22 protein-coding genes are annotated in these 22,834 nt (G+C 71.3%); 11 read left to right on the forward strand and 11 right to left on the reverse strand.

Features of this window, described 5'->3' with window-relative positions; all coding sequences use genetic code 11:
• Positions 1-18: 18 nt before the first annotated feature.
• On the forward strand, positions 19-3,261 hold the full coding sequence (locus ACWCPF_RS06850) for a Tat pathway signal protein (protein WP_451043900.1): 3,243 nt from the start codon (positions 19-21) through the stop codon (positions 3,259-3,261).
• Between the two features lie 51 nt (positions 3,262-3,312).
• Here the strand turns inward: ACWCPF_RS06850 and ACWCPF_RS06855 are convergent, their stop codons facing one another.
• A complete protein-coding gene (locus ACWCPF_RS06855) occupies positions 3,313-4,299 on the reverse strand; it encodes a zinc-binding dehydrogenase (protein ID WP_451043901.1) in 987 nt (328 codons plus the stop codon).
• 110 nt (positions 4,300-4,409) lie between these two features.
• Between ACWCPF_RS06855 and ACWCPF_RS06860 the strand changes: the two genes are divergently transcribed.
• Positions 4,410-5,174 carry a pentapeptide repeat-containing protein gene (locus ACWCPF_RS06860; protein ID WP_451043902.1) on the forward strand — a complete coding sequence of 255 codons (765 nt, stop codon included), beginning with the start codon at positions 4,410-4,412 and terminating at the stop codon, positions 5,172-5,174.
• A 134-nt stretch (positions 5,175-5,308) separates the two neighbouring features.
• On the opposite strand, the gene ACWCPF_RS06865 is transcribed toward ACWCPF_RS06860, so the two are convergent.
• Complete coding sequence (locus ACWCPF_RS06865) at positions 5,309-5,809, reverse strand: hypothetical protein (RefSeq protein ID WP_451043903.1); 501 nt, start codon at positions 5,807-5,809, stop codon at positions 5,309-5,311.
• Between the two features lie 6 nt (positions 5,810-5,815).
• Here ACWCPF_RS06865 and ACWCPF_RS06870 point away from each other — a divergent pair, with 6 nt between their 5' ends.
• Complete coding sequence (locus ACWCPF_RS06870) at positions 5,816-7,267, forward strand: M1 family metallopeptidase (RefSeq protein WP_451043904.1); 1,452 nt, start codon at positions 5,816-5,818, stop codon at positions 7,265-7,267.
• Here ACWCPF_RS06870 and ACWCPF_RS06875 read toward each other — a convergent pair.
• Positions 7,248-8,201 carry a GNAT family N-acetyltransferase gene (locus ACWCPF_RS06875; protein ID WP_451043905.1) on the reverse strand — a complete coding sequence of 318 codons (954 nt, stop codon included), beginning with the start codon at positions 8,199-8,201 and terminating at the stop codon, positions 7,248-7,250. The genes ACWCPF_RS06870 and ACWCPF_RS06875 overlap by 20 nt on opposite strands.
• Before the next feature lie 69 nt (positions 8,202-8,270).
• Complete coding sequence (locus tag ACWCPF_RS06880) at positions 8,271-9,494, reverse strand: RNA-guided endonuclease InsQ/TnpB family protein (RefSeq protein WP_451043906.1); 1,224 nt, start codon at positions 9,492-9,494, stop codon at positions 8,271-8,273.
• Positions 9,495-9,766: 272 nt separating this feature from the next.
• Between ACWCPF_RS06880 and ACWCPF_RS06885 the strand changes: the two genes are divergently transcribed.
• Both ACWCPF_RS06885 and ACWCPF_RS06890 read left to right on the forward strand, forming a co-directional pair.
• Positions 9,767-10,606, forward strand: a complete 840-nt coding sequence (locus ACWCPF_RS06885) for a hypothetical protein (protein WP_451043907.1) — start codon at positions 9,767-9,769, stop codon at positions 10,604-10,606.
• Positions 10,590-11,258, forward strand: coding sequence for a Fic family protein (locus ACWCPF_RS06890; protein ID WP_451043908.1), 669 nt, complete (start codon positions 10,590-10,592; stop codon positions 11,256-11,258). Before ACWCPF_RS06885 ends, ACWCPF_RS06890 begins: the two co-directional genes overlap by 17 nt.
• On the opposite strand, the gene ACWCPF_RS06895 is transcribed toward ACWCPF_RS06890, so the two are convergent.
• Entirely contained in the window at positions 11,217-11,624 is a 408-nt protein-coding gene (locus tag ACWCPF_RS06895) for an ATP-binding protein (RefSeq protein ID WP_451043909.1), read from the reverse strand. The genes ACWCPF_RS06890 and ACWCPF_RS06895 overlap by 42 nt on opposite strands.
• Before the next feature lie 198 nt (positions 11,625-11,822).
• Here ACWCPF_RS06895 and ACWCPF_RS06900 point away from each other — a divergent pair, with 198 nt between their 5' ends.
• From ACWCPF_RS06900 to ACWCPF_RS06910, 3 genes are all read left to right on the forward strand, one after another.
• Positions 11,823-12,674 (forward strand): helix-turn-helix domain-containing protein, encoded by an 852-nt coding sequence (locus ACWCPF_RS06900; RefSeq protein WP_451044224.1) that lies wholly within the window; start codon positions 11,823-11,825, stop codon positions 12,672-12,674.
• On the forward strand, positions 12,671-12,937 hold the full coding sequence (locus ACWCPF_RS06905) for a DUF397 domain-containing protein (RefSeq protein ID WP_451043910.1): 267 nt from the start codon (positions 12,671-12,673) through the stop codon (positions 12,935-12,937). The genes ACWCPF_RS06900 and ACWCPF_RS06905 overlap by 4 nt, the downstream gene beginning before the upstream one ends.
• A 146-nt stretch (positions 12,938-13,083) precedes the next feature.
• Positions 13,084-14,019, forward strand: coding sequence for an aldo/keto reductase (locus tag ACWCPF_RS06910; RefSeq protein WP_451044225.1), 936 nt, complete (start codon positions 13,084-13,086; stop codon positions 14,017-14,019).
• A 72-nt stretch (positions 14,020-14,091) separates the two neighbouring features.
• Here ACWCPF_RS06910 and ACWCPF_RS06915 read toward each other — a convergent pair whose 3' ends face one another.
• Complete coding sequence (locus ACWCPF_RS06915) at positions 14,092-14,667, reverse strand: TerD family protein (RefSeq protein WP_451043911.1); 576 nt, start codon at positions 14,665-14,667, stop codon at positions 14,092-14,094.
• A 164-nt stretch (positions 14,668-14,831) separates the two neighbouring features.
• Here ACWCPF_RS06915 and arfB point away from each other — a divergent pair, with 164 nt between their 5' ends.
• Positions 14,832-15,299, forward strand: a complete 468-nt coding sequence (arfB, locus tag ACWCPF_RS06920) for an alternative ribosome rescue aminoacyl-tRNA hydrolase ArfB (RefSeq protein WP_451043912.1) — start codon at positions 14,832-14,834, stop codon at positions 15,297-15,299.
• A gap of 47 nt (positions 15,300-15,346) precedes the next feature.
• On the opposite strand, the gene ACWCPF_RS06925 is transcribed toward arfB, so the two are convergent.
• On the reverse strand, positions 15,347-15,859 hold the full coding sequence (locus ACWCPF_RS06925; protein ID WP_451043913.1) for a GNAT family N-acetyltransferase: 513 nt from the start codon (positions 15,857-15,859) through the stop codon (positions 15,347-15,349).
• A 79-nt stretch (positions 15,860-15,938) separates the two neighbouring features.
• The gene (locus ACWCPF_RS06930) at positions 15,939-16,457 is read right to left on the reverse strand and encodes a flavin reductase family protein (protein WP_451043914.1); all 519 of its coding nucleotides are present in this window, start codon (positions 16,455-16,457) and stop codon (positions 15,939-15,941) included.
• Positions 16,458-16,864: 407 nt separating this feature from the next.
• Between ACWCPF_RS06930 and cdgB the strand changes: the two genes are divergently transcribed.
• A complete protein-coding gene (cdgB, locus tag ACWCPF_RS06935) occupies positions 16,865-18,532 on the forward strand; it encodes a diguanylate cyclase CdgB (protein ID WP_451043915.1) in 1,668 nt (555 codons plus the stop codon).
• Positions 18,533-18,664: 132 nt separating this feature from the next.
• Positions 18,665-19,636 carry a carbohydrate-binding protein gene (locus ACWCPF_RS06940; RefSeq protein ID WP_451043916.1) on the forward strand — a complete coding sequence of 324 codons (972 nt, stop codon included), beginning with the start codon at positions 18,665-18,667 and terminating at the stop codon, positions 19,634-19,636.
• 16 nt (positions 19,637-19,652) lie between these two features.
• On the opposite strand, the gene ACWCPF_RS06945 is transcribed toward ACWCPF_RS06940, so the two are convergent.
• The 3 genes from ACWCPF_RS06945 to ACWCPF_RS06955 form a co-directional block, all read right to left on the reverse strand.
• On the reverse strand, positions 19,653-20,582 hold the full coding sequence (locus ACWCPF_RS06945; protein WP_451043917.1) for a 1-phosphofructokinase family hexose kinase: 930 nt from the start codon (positions 20,580-20,582) through the stop codon (positions 19,653-19,655).
• A 123-nt stretch (positions 20,583-20,705) separates the two neighbouring features.
• A complete protein-coding gene (gene nagA / locus ACWCPF_RS06950; protein WP_451043918.1) occupies positions 20,706-21,890 on the reverse strand; it encodes an N-acetylglucosamine-6-phosphate deacetylase in 1,185 nt (394 codons plus the stop codon).
• Entirely contained in the window at positions 21,890-22,831 is a 942-nt protein-coding gene (locus tag ACWCPF_RS06955; RefSeq protein WP_451043919.1) for an ROK family protein, read from the reverse strand. Before ACWCPF_RS06955 ends, nagA begins: the two co-directional genes overlap by 1 nt.
• Positions 22,832-22,834: the final 3 nt, after the last annotated feature.

A 22,834-nucleotide genomic window follows, 5' to 3' on the forward strand; every position in this document is an offset into this window, starting at 1 on the left:
GACCCAGGGGGGATTCACATGACCGACGCGGACTCCTGTCCGCCTGCGAGACGGCGGCTGCGGGCAGCGGCGCTGCTCGCCGCCGTGCCGCTGCTCGCCTCGCTGCTGAGCCTCACGGCGGCGGGCACGGCGCAGGCCGACGACCCGGCGGACCCGGCGTGCGCGCCGCTCGCGACCGCTCCCTTCGGCGACCCGGGGGACGCCGTGGGGAAGGCGACCGTCGCGGGTTACGCGAACACCTGCTACACCGTCACGGCCGACGCGCCGGGCCTCTACCAGCTGTCGCTGAACAAGAGCAGCTACCTGGGCTACACGGAGCTCCACGCCGCCGACGGCACCCCGGTGGACTGCGACGGCGACCTCTGGACCACGTACGACATGTGCTCGGTCCCCGCGGCGGGCACCTACACGCTGCGCGTCCACAACGACGACTGGCAGCCCCGCGACACCGCCGTCACCTTCGTGTCGCTCGCCTCCGCCGAGGGCTGCGCGGACCCGGTGGGCACCCGCTGGGACCTGCCCGACCTCGCCCGTACGACGGTCAGCCCCGTGGAGGTCGACTGCCAGCCCTTCGAGGCGCGGCCCGGCGAGCGGATCAGGCTCACCGACGGTTCCAAGGTGTCCGGCGTGTCCATCGCGTGGATCACCGACGAGTCCGGCGCCCGGATCTGCCCGCACTTCCCGGAGAACGACGAGAACAGCTGCGCGCTGCCCGGCGACGGCCCCTACCGGGTCGTCTCGCGCGTCTCCTACACGGAGAACGGCTTCCCCGCCGAGTACGGCGTGAAGGTCCGTCGGCTCGACGACCCGCAGGGCTGCACCCCCGCGCCGGTCCGCCCCTTCGGGCCGCTCGCCGCCCAGGAGGGCACCGCCAACCCCTGCTTCGTCTTCACCGCCGAGCGGGCGGGCCCGCACTCCGTCGACTACCTGGACGAGTACCAGTACACCGGCCCGGTCCGCGTGTACGACTCCGCCGGGCTGACGGTGTGCCGGGCCAGCATCGAGACCTGTGTCCTCCCCGCCCCGGGCGCCTACGCGGCCGTGCTCGACGGCGAGTACCCCTTCCGTGACTTCCGGAGCGGCCTCGTCGTCCTCGACCACGGCTCGGACGCCGGTTGCGTGGCCCCGTCGACGGGCGTGTACCGGGGCGAGCTCACCACGGCGGGGCAGTACGACTGTCTGACGCTGCCGTATCCGCAGGGCGCGCGGATCGCCGCCCTCACCGCGCTCTCCGCGCCCGGCGTGGATGCCGAGCTGGAGGTCGTCGACCGCGACGGCGACTGGCAGTGCGGCTCGGACCGGCTCGCCGGCGGCGACTGCGCGCTCACCGGCACCGCCCCCTTCCGGGTGCTGGCGCACACCGAGGACGGCCTGGACGAGGCGACGGGCCGGTACGCCGTGGCCTTCCACCGCACCGACCTCCCCGACGACTGCCCCGTGCTGCCCGCCGGCAGCTTCGCCGCCGACGGCGCGAAGGCCACGTTCGGCACCGGCGCCGGCGTCTTCTCGCAGTGCCTGGTCATCCCGGCGGACGCCCACTCGGCCGCCGAGGCCGTCCAGCTGGTCGCCGCCTCCGGGACCGCGAGCGCCACGCTCTCGGTGCTGGACGCCACCGGCAAGAAGGTCTGCCGCATCGCCGCCACCACCAACGGCTGGGCGGTCTGCCCGCTGACCCCGGGCCAGGCCCACACCGTGCTGGTGACCGGCCGCGACCAGCCGGGCACGTACACCCTCGCCCGGCGCGACGTCACCGCCACCGCCTCCTCGGCGGGCTGCGCGAGGACTGCGGCGACCGAGGTCGGCGGCGCGTCCGTCAAGGGCGTCGCGGGCGTTCCGGGCACCCTGACCTGCCATCAGGTCACGACCGCCGCGGCCACCGACGTCCTGCACGTCAACGTGCGCGACGCGCTGGGCACCGCCAACTCCGCCGTCGTCGACGCCGACGGAGCCGCGGAGTGCGCCTGGCGCAACGTCTCCTGCGCGGTCACCGGCTCCACCAGCCACCAGGTGATCGTGCAGACCCCGGTCACGCTGAAGGCCGCGCCCGAGTACCGGCTGGACGCGCTGCGGGTGGCGACCGCGGACGGTCCGTCGCCCGAGTGCACCCGGGTCCCGTCGGTCTCCTACGGCTACGGCCCGATCACCGGCGCCCTCGACGAGACGCACAGCGCGGTGTGCGCGGTGCTGCCCACGGCCGGGTACGACCGCTTCGACGTGGCGGTCACGGACACCACCGGCGCGACGACCACGGCGGTGCCCGCGCTCTACAACGCCAAGTGGAGCAACGGCTGTCAGCTGTCCGCCTCCGGCGCCCAGTGCGCGGCGGGCGGCGCCACCAGCGGCTCCGCGCCCTCGCTGTTCCTGCTCGGCCTGCCCGAGAAGGCGTCCGGCACCTCCTACAGCGCCAAGCTGAGCTGTTCCTCGGCCCTCTGCGGCCCGGACAAGGTGACCGTCGCCTCGGTGAGCCCCCGGACCGGGGTCGGCGGCGGCAAGGTCACGCTCACGGTGACCGGCACCGCGCTGCCCGCGAACGCGACGGTACGGCTGAGCCAGGCCGGCCGGACCCTCACCGCCCCGGCGGACTCGGTCTCGGCCGACCACCGGACCCTCACCGCGACCCTGGATCTCACGGGCGAGCCGGCCGGCGTCTGGAACGTCAGCGTCGTCACGAAGTGCTGCGAGTACCTGCGCGGCACCTTCACCGTCACCCAGCCGGAACTGCGGAACACGGTCGTCCCCAAGGTGACCGGCGCCGCCAAGGTGGCCGCCAAGGTCACCGTCGCCCCGGGCAGTTGGTCGGCGGCCCCCACTTCCTACACGTACCAGTGGAACGCCGACGGCAAGGCGATCGCCGGGGCGACCGGCTCCTCGTACACGTTGCCCGCCGCGCTGCTCGGCAAGAAGCTCACCGTGACCGTCACCGCGAGCAAGAGCGGCTGGACGGGGGCGGTCGCGACCTCGGCCGCCGTGACCGTGGCCAAGGGGGACGCCCCCCGGGCGACCAAGGCGCCGGTGATCAGCGGCACCGCGAAGGTCGGGCGGACGCTGAAGACGACCAGCGGGACCTGGACTCCGGCGGCGACCTCGTACGCGTATCAGTGGTACGCGAACGGCAGGGCGATCAGCGGGGCGACGAAGTCGTCGCTCGTGCTGAAGGCCGCGCAGAAGGGCAAGAAGATCACCGTGAAGGTGACCGCCCGCCGTACCGGTCACCTCGACGGATCGGCGGTGAGCAAGGCGACGAAGGCGGTCGCCCGCTGACCTGAGGCGGAGGGGGAGGGGGCGGCCGCGCGGTCGTCCCCTCCGTGCTGTTCAGACCGGCCGCAGAGCCGTCGTCAGCACCACCTTGCCGGTCGTTGCGCGCGTCTCCAGCGCCCGGTGCGCGGCGGCGGCCTCGGCGAGCGGGAAGGTCTGCACGGCCGGGGTCAGCCGGCCCGCGGCGGCCTCGGCGAGGGCGCGCAGTTCGAGGGCGCGCAGGCCGCCCGCCCTCTCGGTCATCACCGGCCCGAGCACGGACTTCGACACGCCCTCGACGAAGTGGCCCCGTCCGTCGCGGATGCCTTCGGCGGACCAGCCGAAGACGAGATGACTCCCACCCGGGCCGAGGAGACCGACGGCCTCGCGGGCGACCTCCCCGCCCACCCCGTCGAAGACGACCGTTGCGGCCCGGCCGTCCAGGTGGGCGCGGAGCTTCGCGGGCCAGCCGGTGTCCGTGTAGTCGACGGCGAGATCGGCGCCGTTCGCCCGGACCCGCGCCGTCTTGGCAGGCCCCCCGGCCAGCCCGACGACCGTCGCGCCCGCGTTCCTGGCGTACTGCACGAGCAGCGTGCCGATACCGCCGGCGGCCGCGGGCACCACGGCGACGGAGTCGGGCCCGAGCTCGGCGAACTGCAGGATCCCCAGCGCCGTACGGCCGGTGCCGATCATCGCGACGGCCTGGGCGTCGTCCAGGTTCGCCGGGATCTCGTGCACGCGTTCGAGGTCGGTGACGGCGAGTTCGGCGTAGCCGCCCGGCACGAAACCGAGGTGGGCGACGACGCGCCTGCCGAGCCAGGCGGACGGGACGCCCTCGCCGAGCGCCTCGACGACCCCGGCGACCTCGCGGCCGGGGATCGTGGGCAGGGGCGTCGGGGTGGGGGCGGGCCCCTGGAAGCCCTCGCGCAGGGCGGCGTCCATGAGGTGGACGCCGGCGGCCCGGACGGCGACACGGACCTGGCCGGGGGCGGGGAGCGGGTCCTCGACCTCCTCGTAGCTGAGGTTCTCGGCGGGTCCGAAGGTGTGGAGGCGGATGGCGTACATGTGCACCAGCCTTCAACCTCAAGCTCGCTTGAGGTCAAGGTCGGGGTCAGGGTCGGGGTCAGGGGTCATGGTCGGCGGCATTGTCAGTGGTGGGGTGCAGGATGGGGGGCATGGCGAGGCGAGCGGGTGCGCGGGCGGGCGGACGGGGCAGTGGCAGCGGCGGCGGCGGAGGAGGGACGGGCGTGAAGGCGGCCCGGCGGCCGGAGATACGGCTTCCGGAGCCGGTGCCCTTCGAGGGAGGGGAGCTGGAGCCGGACGGGGACTACGACGGCCTGGAGTTCCGCGAACTGAACCTCACCGGGCAGGACGGCGTGGGAGCCCGCTTCATGGACTGCGCGCTGACGGACTGCGCGCTGGACGGCACGGGCCTCAAGAGCGCCCGCGTCCTCGACTCGGTGCTCACCGGCGTCCGGGGCGTCGGCACGGACCTGGCGGACGCGAGCCTGCGGGACGTCGAGATCGTCGACGCCCGTCTGGGCGGCACCCAGCTGCACGGGGCCGTGCTGGAGCGGGTGCTGATCCGTGGCGGCAAGATCGACTTCCTGAACCTGCGGCAGGCGCGGCTGCGGGACGTCGTGTTCCAGGGGTGCGTGCTCGTCGAGCCGGACTTCGGCGCGGCGCGGCTGGAGCGGGTCGAGTTCGTCGACTGCGCGGTCAAGGCGGCGGACTTCACCGCGGCGACCCTGATCGACGTCGACCTGCGCGGAGCCGTGGAACTCGGCATCGCGGCGGGCGTCGACCGGCTGGCGGGCGCGGTGATCAGCACGGCTCAACTGCTGGATCTGGCACCGGTGCTGGCGGCGCAGCTGGGGATCAGGGTGGAGGGGGGAGGTGACGGGGCGAGCGCTGAGGTGACAGGGCCAGGGGTTACGTGACGGTGGGGCTGAGCGGGTCGGGCGAAGTCGGCTGCGGTTCGGCAGCGCCCTGAAGGGGCGCGGGGAACTGCGCGACCAGCCACGATGGCGCCGCAGTGGAATGACGGCACATCGCGGCACGTCCAGCGGAGCGCCTAGCCGATCCTGGGGAAGCGGGCCTGGAGGGTCCAGATCGCCGGGTTCTCGGCCAGGTCTTCGTGGAGGTCGGTCAGGTCGGCCAGGAGGTCGTGGAGGAAGTCGCGGGCCTCGCGGCGGAGTTCGGCGTGGGAGAAGGTGAGCGCGGGCTCCTCCGGCGGCATCCAGTCGGCCTCGATGTCCACCCAGCCGAAGCGGCGCTCGAAGAGCATGCGGTCGGTGGACTCTGTGAAGTCCAGTTCCGCGTGCTGGGGGCGGGAGGCGCGGGAGCCCGCGGGATCCTGGTCGACCTGCTCCACGATGTCGCACAGCGCCCACGCGAAGTCCAGCACCGGCACCCATCCCCAGGCTGTGGACACCTCGCGGTCCGCCTTGGTGTCGGCGAGATAGACGTCGCCGCAGAACAGGTCGTGGCGCAGGGTGTGGACGTCCGCGCGCCGGTAGTCCATCTGCGGCGGGTCCGGGAAGCGGTTGGAGAGGGCGTAGCCGATGTCGAGCACGAGGTGATGGTGTCATGCCCTCGTAGGATCGCTGATGTGTCCCGATCCATGCGTTCCGTCCCGGCCGCTGTTGTCTGTGTGGCCCTTCTTTTCACGGCCTGCTCGGGTGGCGGCGATCATGCGGCCCCAGGGGCGTCGGGCGTCGGTGATCCGTACTTTCCCAAGGCGGGCAATGGTGGCTATGACGTCTCCCACTATGGCCTCACGCTTGCGTACGTCCCGGGCAGTGACTCGCCGGTGCTTACGGCCACGGCGGCGATCACCGCTCGCGCCGAGCAGGAGCTCTCCTCCTTTCAGCTCGACCTCGCCGGCCTGGACGTCACGGACGTCACCGTCGACGGCGACCGGGCCCGCTGGAGCCGCAGCGGTCAGGAGTTGGTCGTCCGCCCGGCCGACACGCTGCCCGAGGGCGAGACCTTCGAGGTGCGGGTCCGCTACTCCGGCAGCCCGGAGACGATCACCGACCCGGACGGCTCGAAGGAGGGCTGGCTGCGGACCGCGGACGGGGCGCTGGCGCTGGGCGAGCCGACCGGGTCCATGGCCTGGTTCCCCGGCAACCACCACCCCTCCGACAAGGCGTCGTACGACATCGCCGTCACCGTTCCGGAGGGTCTGACCGCCGTCTCCAACGGCGAGTTGAGGAGCGAGAAGGCCACGGACGACGGCCGCACGACCTTCACCTGGCACACCGCCGAGCCGATGGCGAGCTACGCGGCGACGGTCGCGATCGGTCGGTACACCGTCACCCGGTCCGTCATCGAGGAGGGCGGGCTGCCGGTGTACGTGGCGGTCGACCCGTCGCAGACGGCCGCGAGCCGGGCGGTGCTGGCTCGGCTGCCCGAGGCCATGGAGTGGGCGGTGTACAACTTCGGGCCGTACCCGTTCTCCTCCACCGGCGCGATCGTCGACCGGCCCGAGGACTTCGGCTATGCCCTGGAGACCCAGAGCCGCCCGGTCTACCCCGGCGCGCCCGACACGCTCACCCTCGTCCATGAAGTGGCCCACCAGTGGTTCGGGGATTCCGTCACGCCGAAGACCTGGCGGGACATGTGGCTCAATGAGGGCTTCGCGACCTACGCCGAGTGGTTGTGGACGGAGGACGAGGGCGGCGCCACTGCCGAGCAGACGTTCACCGGCCTTTACGAAGAGGGGGAGGAGACGTACGAGGATCTGTGGGAGTTTCCGCCGGGGCGGCCGACCACCGCCGCGCAGATCTCCGCCGCTCCCGTCTACCAGCGCGGCGCGATGGTGATCCACCGGATCCGGCAGACGGTCGGCGACGACGCCTTCTACGACCTCGTGCAGGGCTGGGCCGCCGCCCATCGCCATGGCAACGCGAGCACGGACGACTTCACGGCGTATGTGGAACGGGCGGTGCCGGAGCACGACTTCACGTCGATCTGGTCCGACTGGCTGTACGGGGCCGGGAAGCCGGACCTCAGTCGGCTTGAGCGGTGAAGTCGTCGAGCAGTTGCGCCAGTTCGGGGGGCCACACCGGTTCGGCGGGGCTGCGCAGCTCTTCGCGGCTCCACCAGCGCCAGTCGAGGATGCCGTCCGAGGTGTGGGAGGCGGCGAGATGCGGGCCGGTGGGCTCCCGGCGCGGACCGTGGGCGAGGTAGATGCGGTCGATCTGGTGGACGAGGATCCTGACGCGGGTGAAGTCGTGCTCCCACACGTGCAGCAGCGGGCCGAGCGTCAGATCCGTCCACCCTGTTTCCTCGCGCAGTTCGCGCAGGGCTCCCTCGGCCGGGGTCTCGCCCTCGTCCAGGCCGCCGCCGGGCAGCGCCCAGTGCACACCGGAGTCCTCGCTGTCGTAGCGGAAGAGGAAGACCGCGCCGTCGGGGTCCAGGACGACGACGCGTGCGGCGTGCCGGATCCTGCGGATCGGCTTGCGCAACACGGCGCAGGGGCGGCCGAGTTGAAGGTCGGCTCGGCGGTCGACGATCTCGTAGCCGAGGGCGGTCCAGAAGGCGAGCCCCTTGGGGTTGGCGTCCAGGACGGCGAGCCGTACGCCCATCCGGCCGTCGTCCCGGAACCGGTCCTCGATCTGTTCGACGATCCGGCGACCGTAGCCCTGGCCCTGGACACCCGCGTCGACCATCAGCAGGCCGATCCATGGATCGGGATCGGCGGGGTCGGGGTGCCGGGCGAGGAGGATCACCACTCCGACGAGCCGCCCCTGGCTGCGGGCCAGTAGCACCTCGATGTCCGGATTCGCCAACTCCTCGGCCAGCGCTGCCGCCACCTGCTCGGGGCGGATGTCGTCCGGATCGGGAAAGTCCCCGCTGAGCGCCTGGAAGTCACGGTCGGAGGCGTAGAGGGCGGTGAGCTCGGTGAGGAGCGGGCCGGGGATGTCGCGGTCGGGGGTGAGGGGGAGCGGCTCCAGAAGCATGGGCGCAGGTTGACATGCTCCTCACCCTGAAGGGTGAGGATTCGGCCTTCTCGACTGGTTGCTGTGCAGCTACGCGGCACGGGGTTCGGTCGGGAATCCATGGCTTCCTGTTTCTTCGCGCTGTGCCAGAACAGGTTCTGGTCTTACCGGCGCTCCGCAGGCCGATACCGCCAGTCCGGCGGCCGTCTTCACGTTGATCGCGGCGTTGGTGTCCCGGTCGTGTTTGATGCCGCAGGCGCTACAGGTCCATTCCCGCACATTTAGGGGTTTGGGTCCGTCCACGGCACCACAGGTGGAGCAGGTCTGGGAGGTCGGCGTGAACCGGCCGATCGTGACCAGGGTGCGGCCGTAACGTTCGGCCTTGTATTCCAGCATGCGGATGAACGACGCCCAGCCCGCGTCGTGCACGGACTTGGCCAGCCTCGTGCGGGCCAGTCCCGCCACCGACAGGTCCTCCACGGCAATCCCTTGGTTCTCGGAGATCAGCTTCGTGGAGAGCCTGTGGTGGAACTCGCGGCGGGCGTCGGCGACTTTGGCGTGGGCGCGGGCGAACTTCAGGCGGGCCTTGGCCCGGTTCTTCGATCCCTTCTGCTTGCGGGACACCTCCCGCTGGGCCTTCTTCAGTTTCTTCTCCGCGCGCCGCAGGAAGCGCGGGGAGTCGATCTTCGTGCCGTCGGACAGGACGGCGAAGTGGTTCAGGCCGAGGTCGATGCCGATGGTGCCGTCGGTCCGAGGCATGCGGGCCTGGTCGGCAGCAGGGTCGGTGTCGATGACGAAGGACGCGAAATACCTGCCGGCGGCGTCCTTGATGACGGTGACGGAGGTAGGGGTGGAAGGCAGGGTGCGGGACCACTTCACCTTCACCGCGCCGATCTTCGGCAGGCTCAGACGGTTGCCGCCGGTGATGTTCCAGCGGGCGTTGGCGGTGAACCGGACCGATTGCCGGGCGTCCTTGCGGGACTTGAAGCGGGGCGGGCCGAGCCTACGGCCCTTACGGGTGCCCTTGAGAGAGGCGAAGAAGTTGCGGTACGCGGTCTCGGCGTCCCGCAGGGACTGCTGGAGCACCACCGCGGAGACCTCGCCCAGCCAGGACCGCCCGGCTGTCCGTTTCGCCTCGGTGATCAGGCGCGTGGACAGTTCCCCGGCCGTCGGAAACGACTGTCCGGCCTTCCGGGCGTCTTCACGGGCGCGGACCGCGTCGTTGAACACGACACGGGCGCACCCGAACGCCCTGGCCAGCGCGGTCCGCTGGGGGGCATCGGGGTACAACCTGAAGGCGTACCGGAGCTGCATGACGATCACACTAGGCAAGTCGAACCCACGTCGTCACCGGGAACATGTGAGCGATCTGTCACCGTCGGGAGCAGGGTCCGGCTCCGCCGGAACGCCACCGCGACACTCCGCGTCGCGACCACAGGATTCGCTTCACCCCCGGCCTGAAGGCCGGAGCACTGCGAATGAATCCCGGTAGCGGGATACAGGGTGGCGGGGCGGGGGAGTCGGGCGACCCGGGCATTTAATCTGTTTGAAGTCTCCAGCAGTGTTCGGGATTCTGGGGTCTCCCCATGTCCGCCGAAGAGTGGGAGAGCCCAGCCCTGGCGTACAACCGAGACACCTTGCCGTTCCCGGAGAACCGCGTGTCGCGCGTCTTCGCGCGGTGGCTGACCTGGGATGAACTCGATCCGGCCCGTCACCCCTTTGCGTGGGACGAGGACGAGGAGGCCACGCTCAGCGCTCTGATCCGGGAGTGGGTTCCGCCCGTGCTCTCCGGGATGGCGGGCTGGTGGGAGGGCGAGCGCTGGTGTGAGTACCAGGTGGAAGCGATCATCCAGGAGCGCTACGGGAACTGGGCCACCGGTTGGAACTGGTGCTACCGGTACGGCGGGGTCATCGGCAGTTGGGTGACCGGGGAGACCTCGGTGACCACCCCTGACGCGACGGCGACCCGCGCCGTCGCCGCCCTGCTGGAATGGCGGGAGTGGCTGGAACGACTGGCCGAGATCTTCGAGGAGTTGGCCCCGTCCCCCGAGGCTTCCCCCGAGGAGCGCAGCTGGCATCTGGAACGGGCCTCGGTCCGGCTCGTGACACGCGTCCTGGACTCCGGCGCGGAGGGCGGCTGGCACGGGATGGCCGCGCTGACGATGACCTGGTTCCTCGTCAGCACCGGCATGGACCCTGGCGAGGCCGAGCGGGCGGTGCGGACCGCGATCGACGGCCGCTTCGAGAGCTGGACGTACCCCGGAAACACGCTGATCGATTCGGTGGGCGAGGATCTGGCGGTCGCCCTGACCGGCCGACTCCCGTATCAGGACCACCGCGAGCGGGCGGCACTCGAGGAGTTCCACGACCGGGCGTTCCCTGGCCGTGGGCTCTCCGGCCGGGGGTCCCATGACCGCCGCCGCTGACAGCCTGGCCGTCTGGCGACGGGTGCGCCGGGAAGTCGACTGGCGGCGCGCACCGACACTGGGCCGAGGGCTCCCCGGCCGCGACGGCTTCCGCGCCTGGTGCACGGGACCGGTCCGCCGACGGGACCCCGTCCGCGCCGAACGCCTCCTCCGCGCCCACGTCCTGGCCCTCGCCGACGCCGCAAGCCGCACCCCGCTCGACTTCGCGCTGCTGGCCGGCTGGCAGGGCGAGGTGCTGGGCGAGGCACCGGGAGCGGCGAGGCCCGGTTTCCGCACGGGCGACGCCTACGCCAAGGCCGGCCGTGAGCGCTACGCCCTGATCCCGCACACCCGGGCCGACTTCGCCGCCTGTCTGCGCGAGGCGATCGACCCGGGCCTCCCGCTTGCGGCACGCGCGGCCCGTGCATACCTTGACGTGGCCTTCTTCCACCCCTTCGAGGACGGCAACGCCCGAGCGGCCCTGCTCACCCTGGTTCACGTCCTGGCCCGCGAGGACGTCGTCCTCCCTGAGGTCGGCCCCCTCTGCATCACCCGCTACGCGGACGACCCGGCGGGCGCGGCGGACCTCGCCACCCTGATCGACGTGCTCAACCGCCGCCGCGGCAACTCCTCAGAGCTCGAACCAGACGTGTTTGCCGCCCCGGCCGGATGAATCCGAGGGGTGCGACGACCCGACGCCCCAGTCGTGCGCCATCGCCTCGACGAGGAGTAAGCCGCGTCCGTGCTCTCGTCCCGGATCGGCCGCGGGCTGCCGGGGAGACGCCGGTTCGTCGTCGTACACGCGGACGTGGACGCGGTTGTGGCGTACGACGGCTTCGAGACGGACGGCGAGGGACGTGGTGTGCAGGTTCACGTTGGTCACCAGCTCGGAGACCAATAGGCGTGCGGTATCGCTGAGTTCGGGGTGACCTGTGGCTTGGAGGAGAAGAGCGACGGTATCCCGGCAGATCTTGGGACTGGAGGGGGAGTTGGGGGCACGGAGGCGGTAGATCTGCGGAGGTGTGAACGGGGCGTTCATGTCTTCAACTCCATGACCTCGTTGGAATGTTGTACGGCGACGCCACCGTGGCCTGGTCGCCTCTCGGGCGGCTGCTCTGCGGGTTTACTGGCGTTTGGTATGCGATGAGAAGGACGGTACGGCACAGATATGTGACGTCGCATACCTGCGACGGATAATCCACTCGTGTGGGTGGACCGCCGACCAGAAAGGGAACGGATGCCTCCCAGGAGCAGTCCGACGGCTCGACAGGCGCGGTTGGGAGCAGAGCTGCGCAAGTTGCGTGAGGTGGCGGGGTTGTCCACGACGGAGGCGGGCGCGCTGCTCGGTGGCAACCAGGCGCAGATCAGCCATATTGAGGCGGGCCGCTGGGGTGTCAGTGCGGCGCGCGTACGGCAGTTGGCCGTGCACTACGGCGCGGCGAACCTTGAGCTGGTGGATGCGCTCTGCTCGATGGCCGAGGAGCGGGGCAGGGGGTGGTGGGACGAGTACCGGGAAGCTCTCGCTTCGGGATTTCTCGACGTCGCCGAGCTTGAGCATCGAGCCATGTTCCTGCGTTCGCTTCAGACGGTGACGCTGCCGGGACTTTTGCAGACCGCGGACTACGTACGGGCGATTCACGGCACCCGAATTCCCGCGCTCTCTGCTGAAGCCGTGGACCTGCGGGTCGAGTTCCGGGTGCGGCGAAGCCAGGTACTCGAACGTGACGATCCGCCTCCGTTCGAGGCGTTCGTTCACGAGGCCGCGCTGCGGATGCGGTACGGAGGCCGCGAGGTCACGCAGGCGCAACTCGGACACTTGCGCGCGGTCTCGGAGCGGTCCACCGTGACCGTGCGAGTAATCCCCTTCGCCTACGAGGGGTTCATCGAGGCGACTCAGCCGGTGCTGTACGTGGGTGGAGTGCTGAAGGAGTTGGACACGGTCCGCCTCGACAGTGCCCTGGGCGGCCGTATCGTGCACGCCGAAGCGGGACTCGACAAATACCGGGCACAGTTCGAACTGGCTGACCGTGCCGCGCTCGACGTCGAGGAGTCCCTTCGGCTGATCCGCGACATCGAGAGAGAGCTATGAGCGCTGCACCCATACCGATACGTCGGACTGCTCACTGGCAGAAGTCGTCCTTCTCCGGAGTCGACGGCGAAGACTGCGTCGAACTCGCCCACGCCGGCTCCCGTCTCCTTCTTCGGGAGAGTGACGCTCCCGGCATCGTGCTCGCGGTGTCTCCGATGAGCCTGCTGGCTCTGATACGGCAGGTCGGAACCGTTGGTTCCGATTCGAACGGTTCACGAGCCTCCGTATCCGAGGACCGGCTGGTGGACGTCCCGGCCTGTTAGAATGATGGTCATCACACAAGCCTTCTCGGTGCGGATTCAGATCCGCCGGGGAGGCTTTCGTCATGTCTGGGGCCCGGCTGTCGAGCGACCTGAACGCGCCGCGCCCATCGGTTCTTTGTTCCTTACCGCGAGAGGAGATTCATGTGATGAGTCCAGGGGCGGACACCGTGCCTGCCACGGGTGCTTGGCGACTTGGGGACCGGATCGTCAACCGCGTCGGGTTCGGCGCGATGCGTTTGACGGGTACCGCGCCCTTCGGCGGTGGCGTACTGCGTGATCGCGATCGGTCGATCCGCGTGCTCCGGCGGGCGATCGAGCTCGGTGTGAACCACATCGATACCGCCGCGTACTACTTCTCGGCGACGCGCTCCGCCAACGAGCTGATCAACCGGGCGCTGGGGCCGTACCCGGAGGACCTGGTCATTGCCACGAAGGTCTGGCCGGGACGTGATCCCTCGGGCGCCTGGTGGTGGGCCGCGCCGGCGCAGTTGCGCGGCCAGGTCGAGGAGAACCTGCGTCAACTCGGTCGCGATCACCTGGACGTGGTGAACCTGCGGGTGCCTCCGAGCCTGCGGAGCGGATCGATCGGCGAGCACTTCGGCGCCTTGGCCGAACTGCGCGATGCCGGGCTCGTCCGCCACCTCGGCGTCTCCAACGTCACGTCCGCGCAACTGGCCGAGGCCCGGGCCATCGCCCCGGTCGTCTGCGTGCAGAACCCCTACGGGATCGGGGCGTCGAGCGAGGACCGGGCGCTGCTGCGGCTCTGCGGTGAGCTCGGACTCGCCTTCGTCCCGTTCTTCGCCATCGCCGGAGCCGGGCGCGAGGCGGGTCCGGCTGCCGATGACCACGAGGCGGTGGGCGCCGTCGCCCGCGCGCACGGCGTGTCCGTCGCGCAGGTCCGGCTGGCCTGGACCTTGCAGCAGGGGCCGCACGTGCTGGCGATCCCGGGGACCGGCGATCCGGACCACCTCGCGCAGAACGTGGCGGCCGGCGCGCTGCGGCTCTCGGAGGATGAGATGGCACGCCTTGACTCGCTGCGGCCGGCCGGAGCCGCTTCGGCGAGTGTGCCGCCGAAGGCATGAGACGCGCCGAGGCCCGGCCGGGTGGGCCGGCCGGGCCTCGTTGCCTGTGGCGCGTGCGCCGGGGCGGGTCGGTCAGACGTTGACGCCGAAGTCCGTGGCGATGCCGACGAGGCCGGACGCGTAGCCCTGGCCGACCGCGCGGAACTTCCACTCCGCGCCGTTGCGGTACAGCTCGCCGAAGACCATCGCCGTCTCGGTCGCCGCGTCCTCCGAGAGGTCGTAGCGGGCGATCTCCGCGCCGCCGGCCTGGTTGACGATGCGGATGTAGGCGTTGCGGACCTGGCCGAAGTTCTGCGAGCGGTTCTCCGCGTCGTAGATCGAGACCGGGAAGACGATCTTCTCGATGTCGGCCGGGAGGCCGGCCAGGTTGACGTTGATCGCCTCGTCGTCGCCCGCGCCCTCGCCCGTGCGGTTGTCGCCGGTGTGGACGATGGTCTGGTCCGGCGTCTGCTTGTTGTTGAAGAAGATGAAGTGGGCGTCCGAGTACACCTTGCCCTCGGGGTTGACCGCGATCGCCGAGGCGTCGAGGTCGAAGTCCGTGCCGGTGGTGGTGCGAACGTCCCAGCCGAGGCCCACGGTGACGGCGGTCAGGCCCGGAGCCTCCTTGGTGAGCGAGACGTTGCCACCCTTGGACAGGCTTACAGCCATGGTTGGGAGTCCTTCCCTCGTTGTGTACGGCTTCGCGCGGGTACGAAGCTACAGCTATCCCTATGAACGCAGCGAAGGGTGCCCAAGGTTCCCCGCGACTCCCCGTTTCTTTACTTTCTTTACCAAGAGATATTCGCGTGACGCGGGGCCGGGCGGGCGGGAACATGGTGGACATGTCTGGTCCCTATGTCGTCCGCGGCTCCGTCTCCCTCCCCGAGGCCGAGCTCATGTGGCGTTTCTCGCGGTCTTCGGGGCCGGGCGGGCAGCACGTCAACACCAGCGACTCGCAGGTGGAGCTCCGTTTCGACCTCGCCCGCACCGAGGCGCTGCCCGAGGTGTGGAAGGCACGTGCGCTCCAGCGGCTGGCCGGGCGGCTCGTCGACGGCGTCGTCACCGTCCGCGCCTCCGAGCACCGGTCCCAGTGGCGCAACCGCGAGACCGCCGCCGTGCGCCTCGCCGCCCTCCTCGCCGAGGCCACCGCCCCGCCGCCCAAGCCGCGCCGGCCGACCCGGATCCCGCGCGGGATCAACGAGCGCCGGCTGCGGGAGAAGAAGCAGCGGTCGGAGACCAAGCGGGGGCGGGGGAGGAGCGGCGGCGGAGGCGGTGGCGGTGGTGGCGGCGACTGGGGGTGACCCCCCGTCGACCAGTCGGTCAGGGTGAGCCCCCCTCGGCCAGCCGGTCAGGAGGGGGTCAGGGTGAGGACTCCTACCGTTTCGCCCTCGCTCTTCTCGTCCGTCTTCCGGAACCCCAGCCCCAGGTAGAAGTCCGCCGGACCGTTCTCGCCCTCGTGCCAGGTCACGTACATCTCCCTGGTTCCCCGGCGGCGCAGTTCCGCCGCGACCGACTCCACGGCGAAGCGGCCGTACCCGCGGCCCTGTTCGTCCGCGGCGATGTTCAGCCGCCACAGTCCCGAGCGGATCAGGCGGTCCTCCCCGGCTCCGTTCCCGGATCCGTCCTCGTTCCCGTCGCCGGTCCAGTCGATGTCCAGGAACGCCATCAGGAAGCCCACGGGGCGGTCGCCGTCCATGATCAGGCGGGGCCAGGCGACGCCGGCCGGGTGGACGTATGCCTCGGCGAGGGACTGCATGACCGGTGAGACCGCGAACTCCTGGTCGGGGCGGACGCGAATGCCGGTCGCGGCCTCGAAATTCCGGGGGGTTATTTCCTCCAGGCGGAGCGTTGAACGCGTCATGCGGGCACCCTAGGCGCGCTGTCGGACGGGCGGCCACGGAATTTCCGGCGCCCCCTGGCTGTGCGCCCCCGATCGCGCGTCAGCCCAACTGCCGGTAACGGCCCCGGAAATAGACGAGCGGGCCGCCCTCCGCGCTCGGTACCGACGCGGTCAGCACGCGGCCGATGACGAGGGTGTGGTCGCCCGCCGGAACGGTCTGTTCCGTGCGGCACTCCAGGGTCGCCAGGGCCCCGCCGAGCAGGGGCGCGCCGGAGGCCTCGCCGCGGACGTACGGGAGGTCCTCGAAGAGGAGGCGGTCGCTGATGCGGCCCTTCATGGCGAAGCGGCCGGCGATGTGCCGCTGGCTCTCGGAGAGCACCGACACCGCCCATCGGGGCTGCTCGTCGAGCAGGTCGTCCATGCGGGAGCCCACCCGCAGGCTGACCAGGACCAGCGGCGGGTCCAGGGAGACCGACAGAAAGGCCGTCGCCGTCATGCCGACGTCCTCGCCGACGGGCGCGCGGGGGTCGTCCGGGTCCAGCGAGGGTTCCCGGGCGGTCACCAGGACCACGCCGTCGGCGAGCCGGGACATGGCGGCGCGGAACTCGTCGTTGCTCACTCCCTCAGCATGACTGGGGGGAGACTTCGGCACGGTCCCGGATACGGTCTTGAGGGCGTCTGAGGGCACGTCGGGAACGCTAGTGTCCGTCCGGGGCCGGCCGCATCGGACCGCAGCCCGACCTCCGGCCGAGATAAGGTCTTAGGACCGCGGACCGACCTTTCCCCGTGTGTCTTCCCGTTTTTCTGGGGCCCCACCAGAGCCCCCGCAAGAGCCCTGTTTTCATCTGTGACTTGAGTCACAAGGGGCACTAATTGTTGACCCTGTGTACCGAGTGGGCAGCGCGCTGTGATTCAGTTGCGGAGGCGTCACAAGGAGACACACACCGACAACAGAGCACCAGAAAAGACGTTACGCCGAAGACAACCCTTGATTCGCTGCGAAGTCTCGGGGGGAGGGCGAAACATATGGAGACCGAGTCGGAGCCGTACGTCCGTCTTGCGTCCCTGCGACAGCTGCACCAGACCATGGCCGACATGAACACGGCCCGCAGTCTGGCGGACACCTTGCAGACGGTCGCCGACGGCGTGGTCACGGCACTCGGGTTCGAACTGGCGTGCGTCAATCTCGTACGCCCCGACGGCGATCTCGTCGTCGCCGCCTTCGCCGGCAATCCGGCCGCCGAGGCGCTCATCACCGGCCGGGTGGGCTCGCGCGAGTCCTGGGACCGACGCCTGGGCATGGGCGAGACCTGGGGTGATCTGATCTTCATACCCCACAGCGAGGGCTGGATCCTCGACGACGACGACGTCCCGCAGTGGTACACCGACGGGCCCGCGCCGCGCTTCGAGGACGAGTGGCACCCCTCGGACCGGCTCTTCGCGCCCATGTACACGCCCGCGCCCCCCGGCAGCAGCGGCCCGTGCGGAGAGCTGATCGGCGTGCTGTCCGTGGACCGGCCGCGCAACGGCCGACGGCCCGGCGCGTGGGGCCGCGAGGCGCTGCAGATGTACACGTTCCAGGCCGCCATCGCCATCAGCAACGCACGTCTACGCGCGAATATGCAGCGGGCACTGGTCAGACTCGAACGCGAGCAGCAGGCCCTGCGCGCCAGTGAGGAAAGCTTCCGGCAGGCCTTCGAGTACGCCCCCTCCGGCATGGCGATAGCCGAGATGGGCGGTGACCAGCACGGACGGATACTCCGGACCAACGACGCCCTGTGCCGGCTGCTGGGCCGCCCCGCCTCCGCGATGCGCCGCTACGCGTTCTCCGACCTCGTCCACCCCGAGGACATAGGCACCCTGCTCCGCACCTCCGCGGAGGGCGGCCGCGCCGAACTGCGACTGGGCCGCCGGGACGGCACCTATGTCTGGGTCAGCCTGCGCAACTCCGTCGTCGCCGACGCGGCCGACGGGCCCCGCTTCCTCCTCACCCACGTCGAGGACATAGAGGACCGCAAGCGCCGCGAGCTCCAGCTCGCCCACCGCGCCTCGCACGACTCCCTCACCGGCCTGCCGAACTCCGCCGAACTGCGCTCGCGCCTGGCCGCCCGGCTCTGTCAGCGCCCGCAGTCCACCCACCCCGCGGCCGTCGACGCCATGGACACGGCCTACGGCCACGCCGCCTTCGACGCAGGCGGCCACGGCTTCGACTACCGCCCCGGCGGCCCCGAGTCCTTCGAGGGCTACGACCACCATGTGCACACCGCCGCCCCGGAAGACGGCGTCGACGACGGCGCGAAGGGGCTCGCGGTCCTCTTCTGCGACCTCGACGGCTTCAAGTCGATCAACGACCGGTTCGGGCACAACGCCGGCGACGCGGTCCTCATCGAGGTCGCCCGCCGGCTCTCCCGCCAGGTCCGCGACGGCGACACGGTCGCCCGGCTCGGCGGCGACGAGTTCGTGATCCTCGCCGACGGCCTCGGCCGCGCCGACGCCGCCGACCTCGCCGTACGGCTGCGCAACGAGATCATCCAGCCGATCCGCGCCGAGGGCCGGGCCGTGCGGGTGGGGGCCAGCTTCGGCATCGGCTGGGCGCATTGCGGGATGACCGCGGACGAAGTGCTGAAGTCTGCCGACGAGCGGATGTACGTCGAGAAACGATCTCGTCCCAAACAGCACAGACGCGCTGGATGAGTCCCAGGTCAGCCGCAGTGTGGGAGCCGAGTCACCTGTTTGGGGCAGTGAGAGCGGGTAGGCTCGCTGTTCTGAACCGCCATTCTGAACCTGCATTGCATCAGCCCCGCACCTGTTGAGGAGTACGAAGGGATGACGCCCGGCAACAACGGCGCGAGCACGCCCGAGGACGACGACCCGTTCGGCTACCTCTACGCCGACGGCCAGGCCAACGGCGCGCAGCCGCCCTCCGGCGGCGGCTACGGCTACCCGAACTCGGTCAGCCGGGTGCGCGCGGTCGGCGAGCGCAAGTACGGACAGCAGCAGCCGCAGCAGCAGACCGCGCAGTACGGGCAGTACGGACAGCCGCCGACGGTCCCGCAGCAGCAGGGCGCGTACGGGCAGCCGAACGCGAACTACGCGGCGCCCGAGAACTTCGGCGGGCCCCCCACCGGGCGGCAGCAGCCGATGCCGGGCGGCGGCGGTCGCGGCCGCGGCCCCAACACCAAGGGTCTGCTGATCGGCGCGGTCGCGGTGGTCGCGGCCGTCGTGATCGGCATCGCGGTGGCCATGGCCAACGGCGACTCCGACACGGGCGACAACGACCAGGCCGGCGGCCAGACCTCCACCGCCCCCTCCGCCTCCACGAGCGCCTCGCCCAGCGCGTCGTCCACCGGAGAAGAGGAGACGGCCGAACTGCCGACGGTCGACGCGAAGGCGCTCAACCTCGGCGGCACCGCCGCGCTGGCCTCGGACGTCGAGGGCGCGCAGGCGGACGGCGGCACCTACGTCGGCAACCTCAACCAGGTCGGCAACTCCGTCACCTGGACGGTCAACGGCATCCCGTCGGACGGCACTTACACCCTGTTCGCGCACTACAGCACGGCCGGCGAAGACCAGGCCATGACGCTCACGATCAACGGCAAGACCTTCGGCAGCAAGCTGAGCATGAAGAACTACGCGAAGGCCGCCGACGGCGACTTCGCCAAGGGGTGGACGACCACCTACGCCTGGCCCAGCTTCACCAAGGGCACCAACACGATCTCGCTGTCCTGCCAGAACGGCGACAAGTGCAACGTCCTGCTCGACCAGCTGTATCTGAAGGCGGGTCAGGTCAAGGAGTGAGCCGTCGGGTTCGGGTTCAGGCCGCCGTGGCCTCGCCCGTCACCCTGATCCGGCCGAGCAGTTCCTCGTAGCCCGCGCGGTCGAACTCGCCCGCCGCCGGGGCCAGTACGGTCGCGGCGGACAGGGCCAGCGCGCGGGCCAGGCGGTCCGGCCACGGCAGGCGTTCGACCAGGCCGGACAGCAGTCCGGCGGAGGCCGAGTCGCCCGCGCCCGTCGGGTTGCCGTGGATCCGGGCGGGCGGAACGGCCCGCCAGCGGCCCTCCGGAGTCGCCGCGACCAGTCCCTCGGCCCCGAAAGAGGCCACCACGGACTGCGCGCCGCGCCGCCGGGCGTCCTGAGCGGCGCGCAACGGCTCGTGCGAGCCGGTGAGTTCGGCCAGTTCGTCGGCGTTGGGCTTGACGATGTCGGGGCGGGCGGCGACCCCCCGGCGCAGCGGCTCCCCGCTCGCGTCCAGCAGGACGGGCGTCCCCGCGGCCCGTGCCGTGCGTATGAGCCCCGCGTACGCGCCCACCGGCACCCCCGGCGGCAGGCTGCCGCACAGGGCCACCGCGTCGGCGTCGGCGACCAGCACCTCGTACGCCTCCTGGAAGGCCGACCACTCGGCCGGTGCGATGACCGGGCCGGGTTCGTTGAGCTGGGTGGTGTCCCCGGTGCGGGCGTCGACGACGGCGACCGTGCGGCGGGTGGCCCCGGCGACCGGCACGAGCGCGTCCACCACCCCTGCCGTGCGGGTGAGTTGATCCTGCACCACCCGGCCGGTCGCGCCGCCCGCGAAACCGGTGACCGTGACCTCGTGGCCCAGGGCGGCGAGCACGCGGGCGACGTTCAGCCCCTTCCCGCCGGGCCGTTCCGTCACGTCCGTCACCCGATGCGAGACGTGGGGCCGTAGGGACGGCACCCGATAGGTGATGTCGAGAGCGGTGTTGAGCGTGACGGTGAGGATCACTGGGCCGACCTCCCTCGACCGGCGCAAGCGCGGGTGACTGATTCTGGAAGGCCTGATCATGCCAAAAGGACGGTGGCTGGCCCAGCCCTTGGGTCGGCCACCGTCCCTGTGCGGGCGGACGTTTCAGGCCAGTTGGGGATCCACCACCCAATTCCCCTTGCGCATCACGCCCTTGAGCTCGAAGTTCTCGTCCAGCAGGACCAGGTCCGCGTCCTTGCCGGGTTCCAGGGAGCCCACCCGGTCGTCCATGCCCAGCAGCCGGGCCGGGTTGGCGGACAGGGCCGCGACCACGTCCTCCACCGGGATCCGGTCGATCGTCACCGCCCGCTGGAAGGCGCGGTCCTGGGTGAGGGTGGAGCCCGCGATCGAGCCGCCCTCCACCAGCCGGGCCACGCCCCCGCTGACCTGGACCTCCAGCGGGCCGAGCAGATAGCGGCCGTCGCCGAAACCGGCCGCGTCCATCGCGTCGGTGATGAACGCGACCCGGGCCGCGCCCGCATGACGGAACGCCAGCTCCAGGGCCGCGGGGTGGACATGCGTGCCGTCGTTGATCAGCTCGACCGTCACCCGCTCGTCCTCCAGCAGGGCGACGATCGGGCCGGGGGCGCGGTGGCCGAGGGGCGGCATCGCGTTGAAGAGGTGGGTGGCGACGGTGGCTCCGGCCTCGATGGCCAGAACCGTCTGCTCGTACGTCGCGTCCGTGTGCCCGACGGCGGCGATCACGCCGTGCTCGGCGAGCAGCCGTACGGAGTCCAGGCCGCCGGGGAGCTCCGTCGCCAGGGTGACCATCTTCGCCCGGCCGCGCGCCGCGTCGATCAGCTTGCGCACCTCCGCCGGGTCCGGGTCGCGCAGCAGCGCCTCGGAGTGCGCGCCCTTGCGGCACGGCGAGATGAACGGGCCCTCGAAGTGGATGCCGGCCAGGTCGCCCTGCTCGGCCAGCTCGCTCAGCAGACCGGCCTGGCGGACGAGGACGTCCATGTCCTGGGTGACGGTCGAGGCGACGACGGTGGTGGTGCCGTGCAGGCGGTGGGTGTGGATGGCCTGCTGGACGTCCTCGGCCGTCCCGGAGAAGGAGGCTCCGCCGCCGCCGTGGTTGTGCAGGTCGATGAAGCCGGGGACCAGCCAGTGGCCGGACACGTCGAGTTCGTGTCCCCCGTGGGGGGCTTCGGAGGTGATCTTGGTGCCGTCGATCGTCACGCGGCCGTCGGGGATCGTGCCGGTGGGGAGTACCACCCTCGCGCCGGTGAGTACCTGCGGGTGCGTCGTGGTTTTCTGCGCAGTTCCCCGCGCCCCTGAGGGGGTGGCCATTAAGGGGTTACCTCCGTACCGTCGGTCGTCTTGAGGAGATCCCAGGCCAGGAGGCCCGCGCCCAGGCAGCCGGCGCTGTCGCCGAGGGCTGCCGGGACCGTCTCCGGGAGTTTTTGGAAGGTCACCCGGCGGCGGAGCGCTTCGCGTAGTGGTGTGAACAAGGTTTCCCCCGCCTCCGCCAGGCCGCCACCGATGACGAGGATGCGCGGGTCCAGCAGGGTGAGTGCGGTGACCAGGCCGTCGGCGAGGGCGTCCACGGCCCCCTGCCAGACCCGAACGGCGTTCGGGTCGCCGGACGTGACGGCCTTCGCGCAGTCCGCGGCGTCCGCCGCCGGGTCGCCGCAGGCCGCCGCCCATGCCTCGCTCACCGCGGCGGCCGACGCGAACCGCTCCAGACAGCCCTGCTGTCCGCACGGACACGGGATCCCGCCGGGCCGTACGACGATGTGGCCGATCTCGCCCGCGAAGCCGTGCGCCCCCGCCTCCACCCGGCCGTCGACGCCGATCGCGCCCGCGATGCCGGTGCCCAGCGCCACGAACAGGAAGCGGTCCGCGCCCCGGCCCGCGCCGATCCGGCCCTCGGCGAGGCCGCCGGTGCGCACATCGTGGCCGAGGGCGACCGGGACACCGAGCCGGGCGGCGAGCAGCTCGCGCAGCGGTACGTCCCGCCAGCCCAGGTTGGCCGCGTAGGCGGCGACGCCGTTCGCCTCGTCGACGATGCCGGGGACGGCGACGCCGGCGGCGGACGCGGGCTCGCCGAACTCCTCGACGCCGTGTTCGCGCAGGTCGGAGGCGAAGTCGAGGATGCCGGCGACCACCGCGTCGGGGCCGCGCTCACGGCCGGTGGCACGGCGGGCCCGGTGCAGCAGCGCGCCGTCCGCGCCGATCAGGGCGGCCTTCATCCCGGTGCCGCCCACGTCCAGGGCGATGACATGTCTCACCGG

It is taken from the genome of Streptomyces sp. NPDC001858 (assembly GCF_053594615.1).

Bases quoted from the DNA above. Each gene is read 5' to 3' on its own strand.
- cdgB (WP_451043915.1), top strand. From the start codon at position 16,865: ATGGAGACCGAGTCGGAGCCGTACGTCCGTCTTGCGTCCCTGCGACAG.
- ACWCPF_RS06880 (WP_451043906.1), bottom strand. From the start codon at position 9,494: ATGCAGCTCCGGTACGCCTTCAGGTTGTACCCCGATGCCCCCCAGCGG.
- ACWCPF_RS06855 (WP_451043901.1), bottom strand. From the start codon at position 4,299: ATGTACGCCATCCGCCTCCACACCTTCGGACCCGCCGAGAACCTCAGC.
- ACWCPF_RS06925 (WP_451043913.1), bottom strand. From the start codon at position 15,859: ATGACGCGTTCAACGCTCCGCCTGGAGGAAATAACCCCCCGGAATTTC.
- ACWCPF_RS06940 (WP_451043916.1), top strand. From the start codon at position 18,665: ATGACGCCCGGCAACAACGGCGCGAGCACGCCCGAGGACGACGACCCG.
- arfB (WP_451043912.1), top strand. From the start codon at position 14,832: ATGGTGGACATGTCTGGTCCCTATGTCGTCCGCGGCTCCGTCTCCCTC.
- ACWCPF_RS06890 (WP_451043908.1), top strand. From the start codon at position 10,590: ATGACCGCCGCCGCTGACAGCCTGGCCGTCTGGCGACGGGTGCGCCGG.
- ACWCPF_RS06895 (WP_451043909.1), bottom strand. From the start codon at position 11,624: ATGAACGCCCCGTTCACACCTCCGCAGATCTACCGCCTCCGTGCCCCC.
- nagA (WP_451043918.1), bottom strand. From the start codon at position 21,890: ATGGCCACCCCCTCAGGGGCGCGGGGAACTGCGCAGAAAACCACGACG.
- ACWCPF_RS06885 (WP_451043907.1), top strand. From the start codon at position 9,767: ATGTCCGCCGAAGAGTGGGAGAGCCCAGCCCTGGCGTACAACCGAGAC.
- ACWCPF_RS06905 (WP_451043910.1), top strand. From the start codon at position 12,671: ATGAGCGCTGCACCCATACCGATACGTCGGACTGCTCACTGGCAGAAG.
- ACWCPF_RS06875 (WP_451043905.1), bottom strand. From the start codon at position 8,201: ATGCTTCTGGAGCCGCTCCCCCTCACCCCCGACCGCGACATCCCCGGC.
- ACWCPF_RS06915 (WP_451043911.1), bottom strand. From the start codon at position 14,667: ATGGCTGTAAGCCTGTCCAAGGGTGGCAACGTCTCGCTCACCAAGGAG.
- ACWCPF_RS06850 (WP_451043900.1), top strand. From the start codon at position 19: ATGACCGACGCGGACTCCTGTCCGCCTGCGAGACGGCGGCTGCGGGCA.
- ACWCPF_RS06910 (WP_451044225.1), top strand. From the start codon at position 13,084: ATGAGTCCAGGGGCGGACACCGTGCCTGCCACGGGTGCTTGGCGACTT.
- ACWCPF_RS06870 (WP_451043904.1), top strand. From the start codon at position 5,816: ATGGTGTCATGCCCTCGTAGGATCGCTGATGTGTCCCGATCCATGCGT.
- ACWCPF_RS06900 (WP_451044224.1), top strand. From the start codon at position 11,823: ATGCCTCCCAGGAGCAGTCCGACGGCTCGACAGGCGCGGTTGGGAGCA.
- ACWCPF_RS06860 (WP_451043902.1), top strand. From the start codon at position 4,410: ATGGCGAGGCGAGCGGGTGCGCGGGCGGGCGGACGGGGCAGTGGCAGC.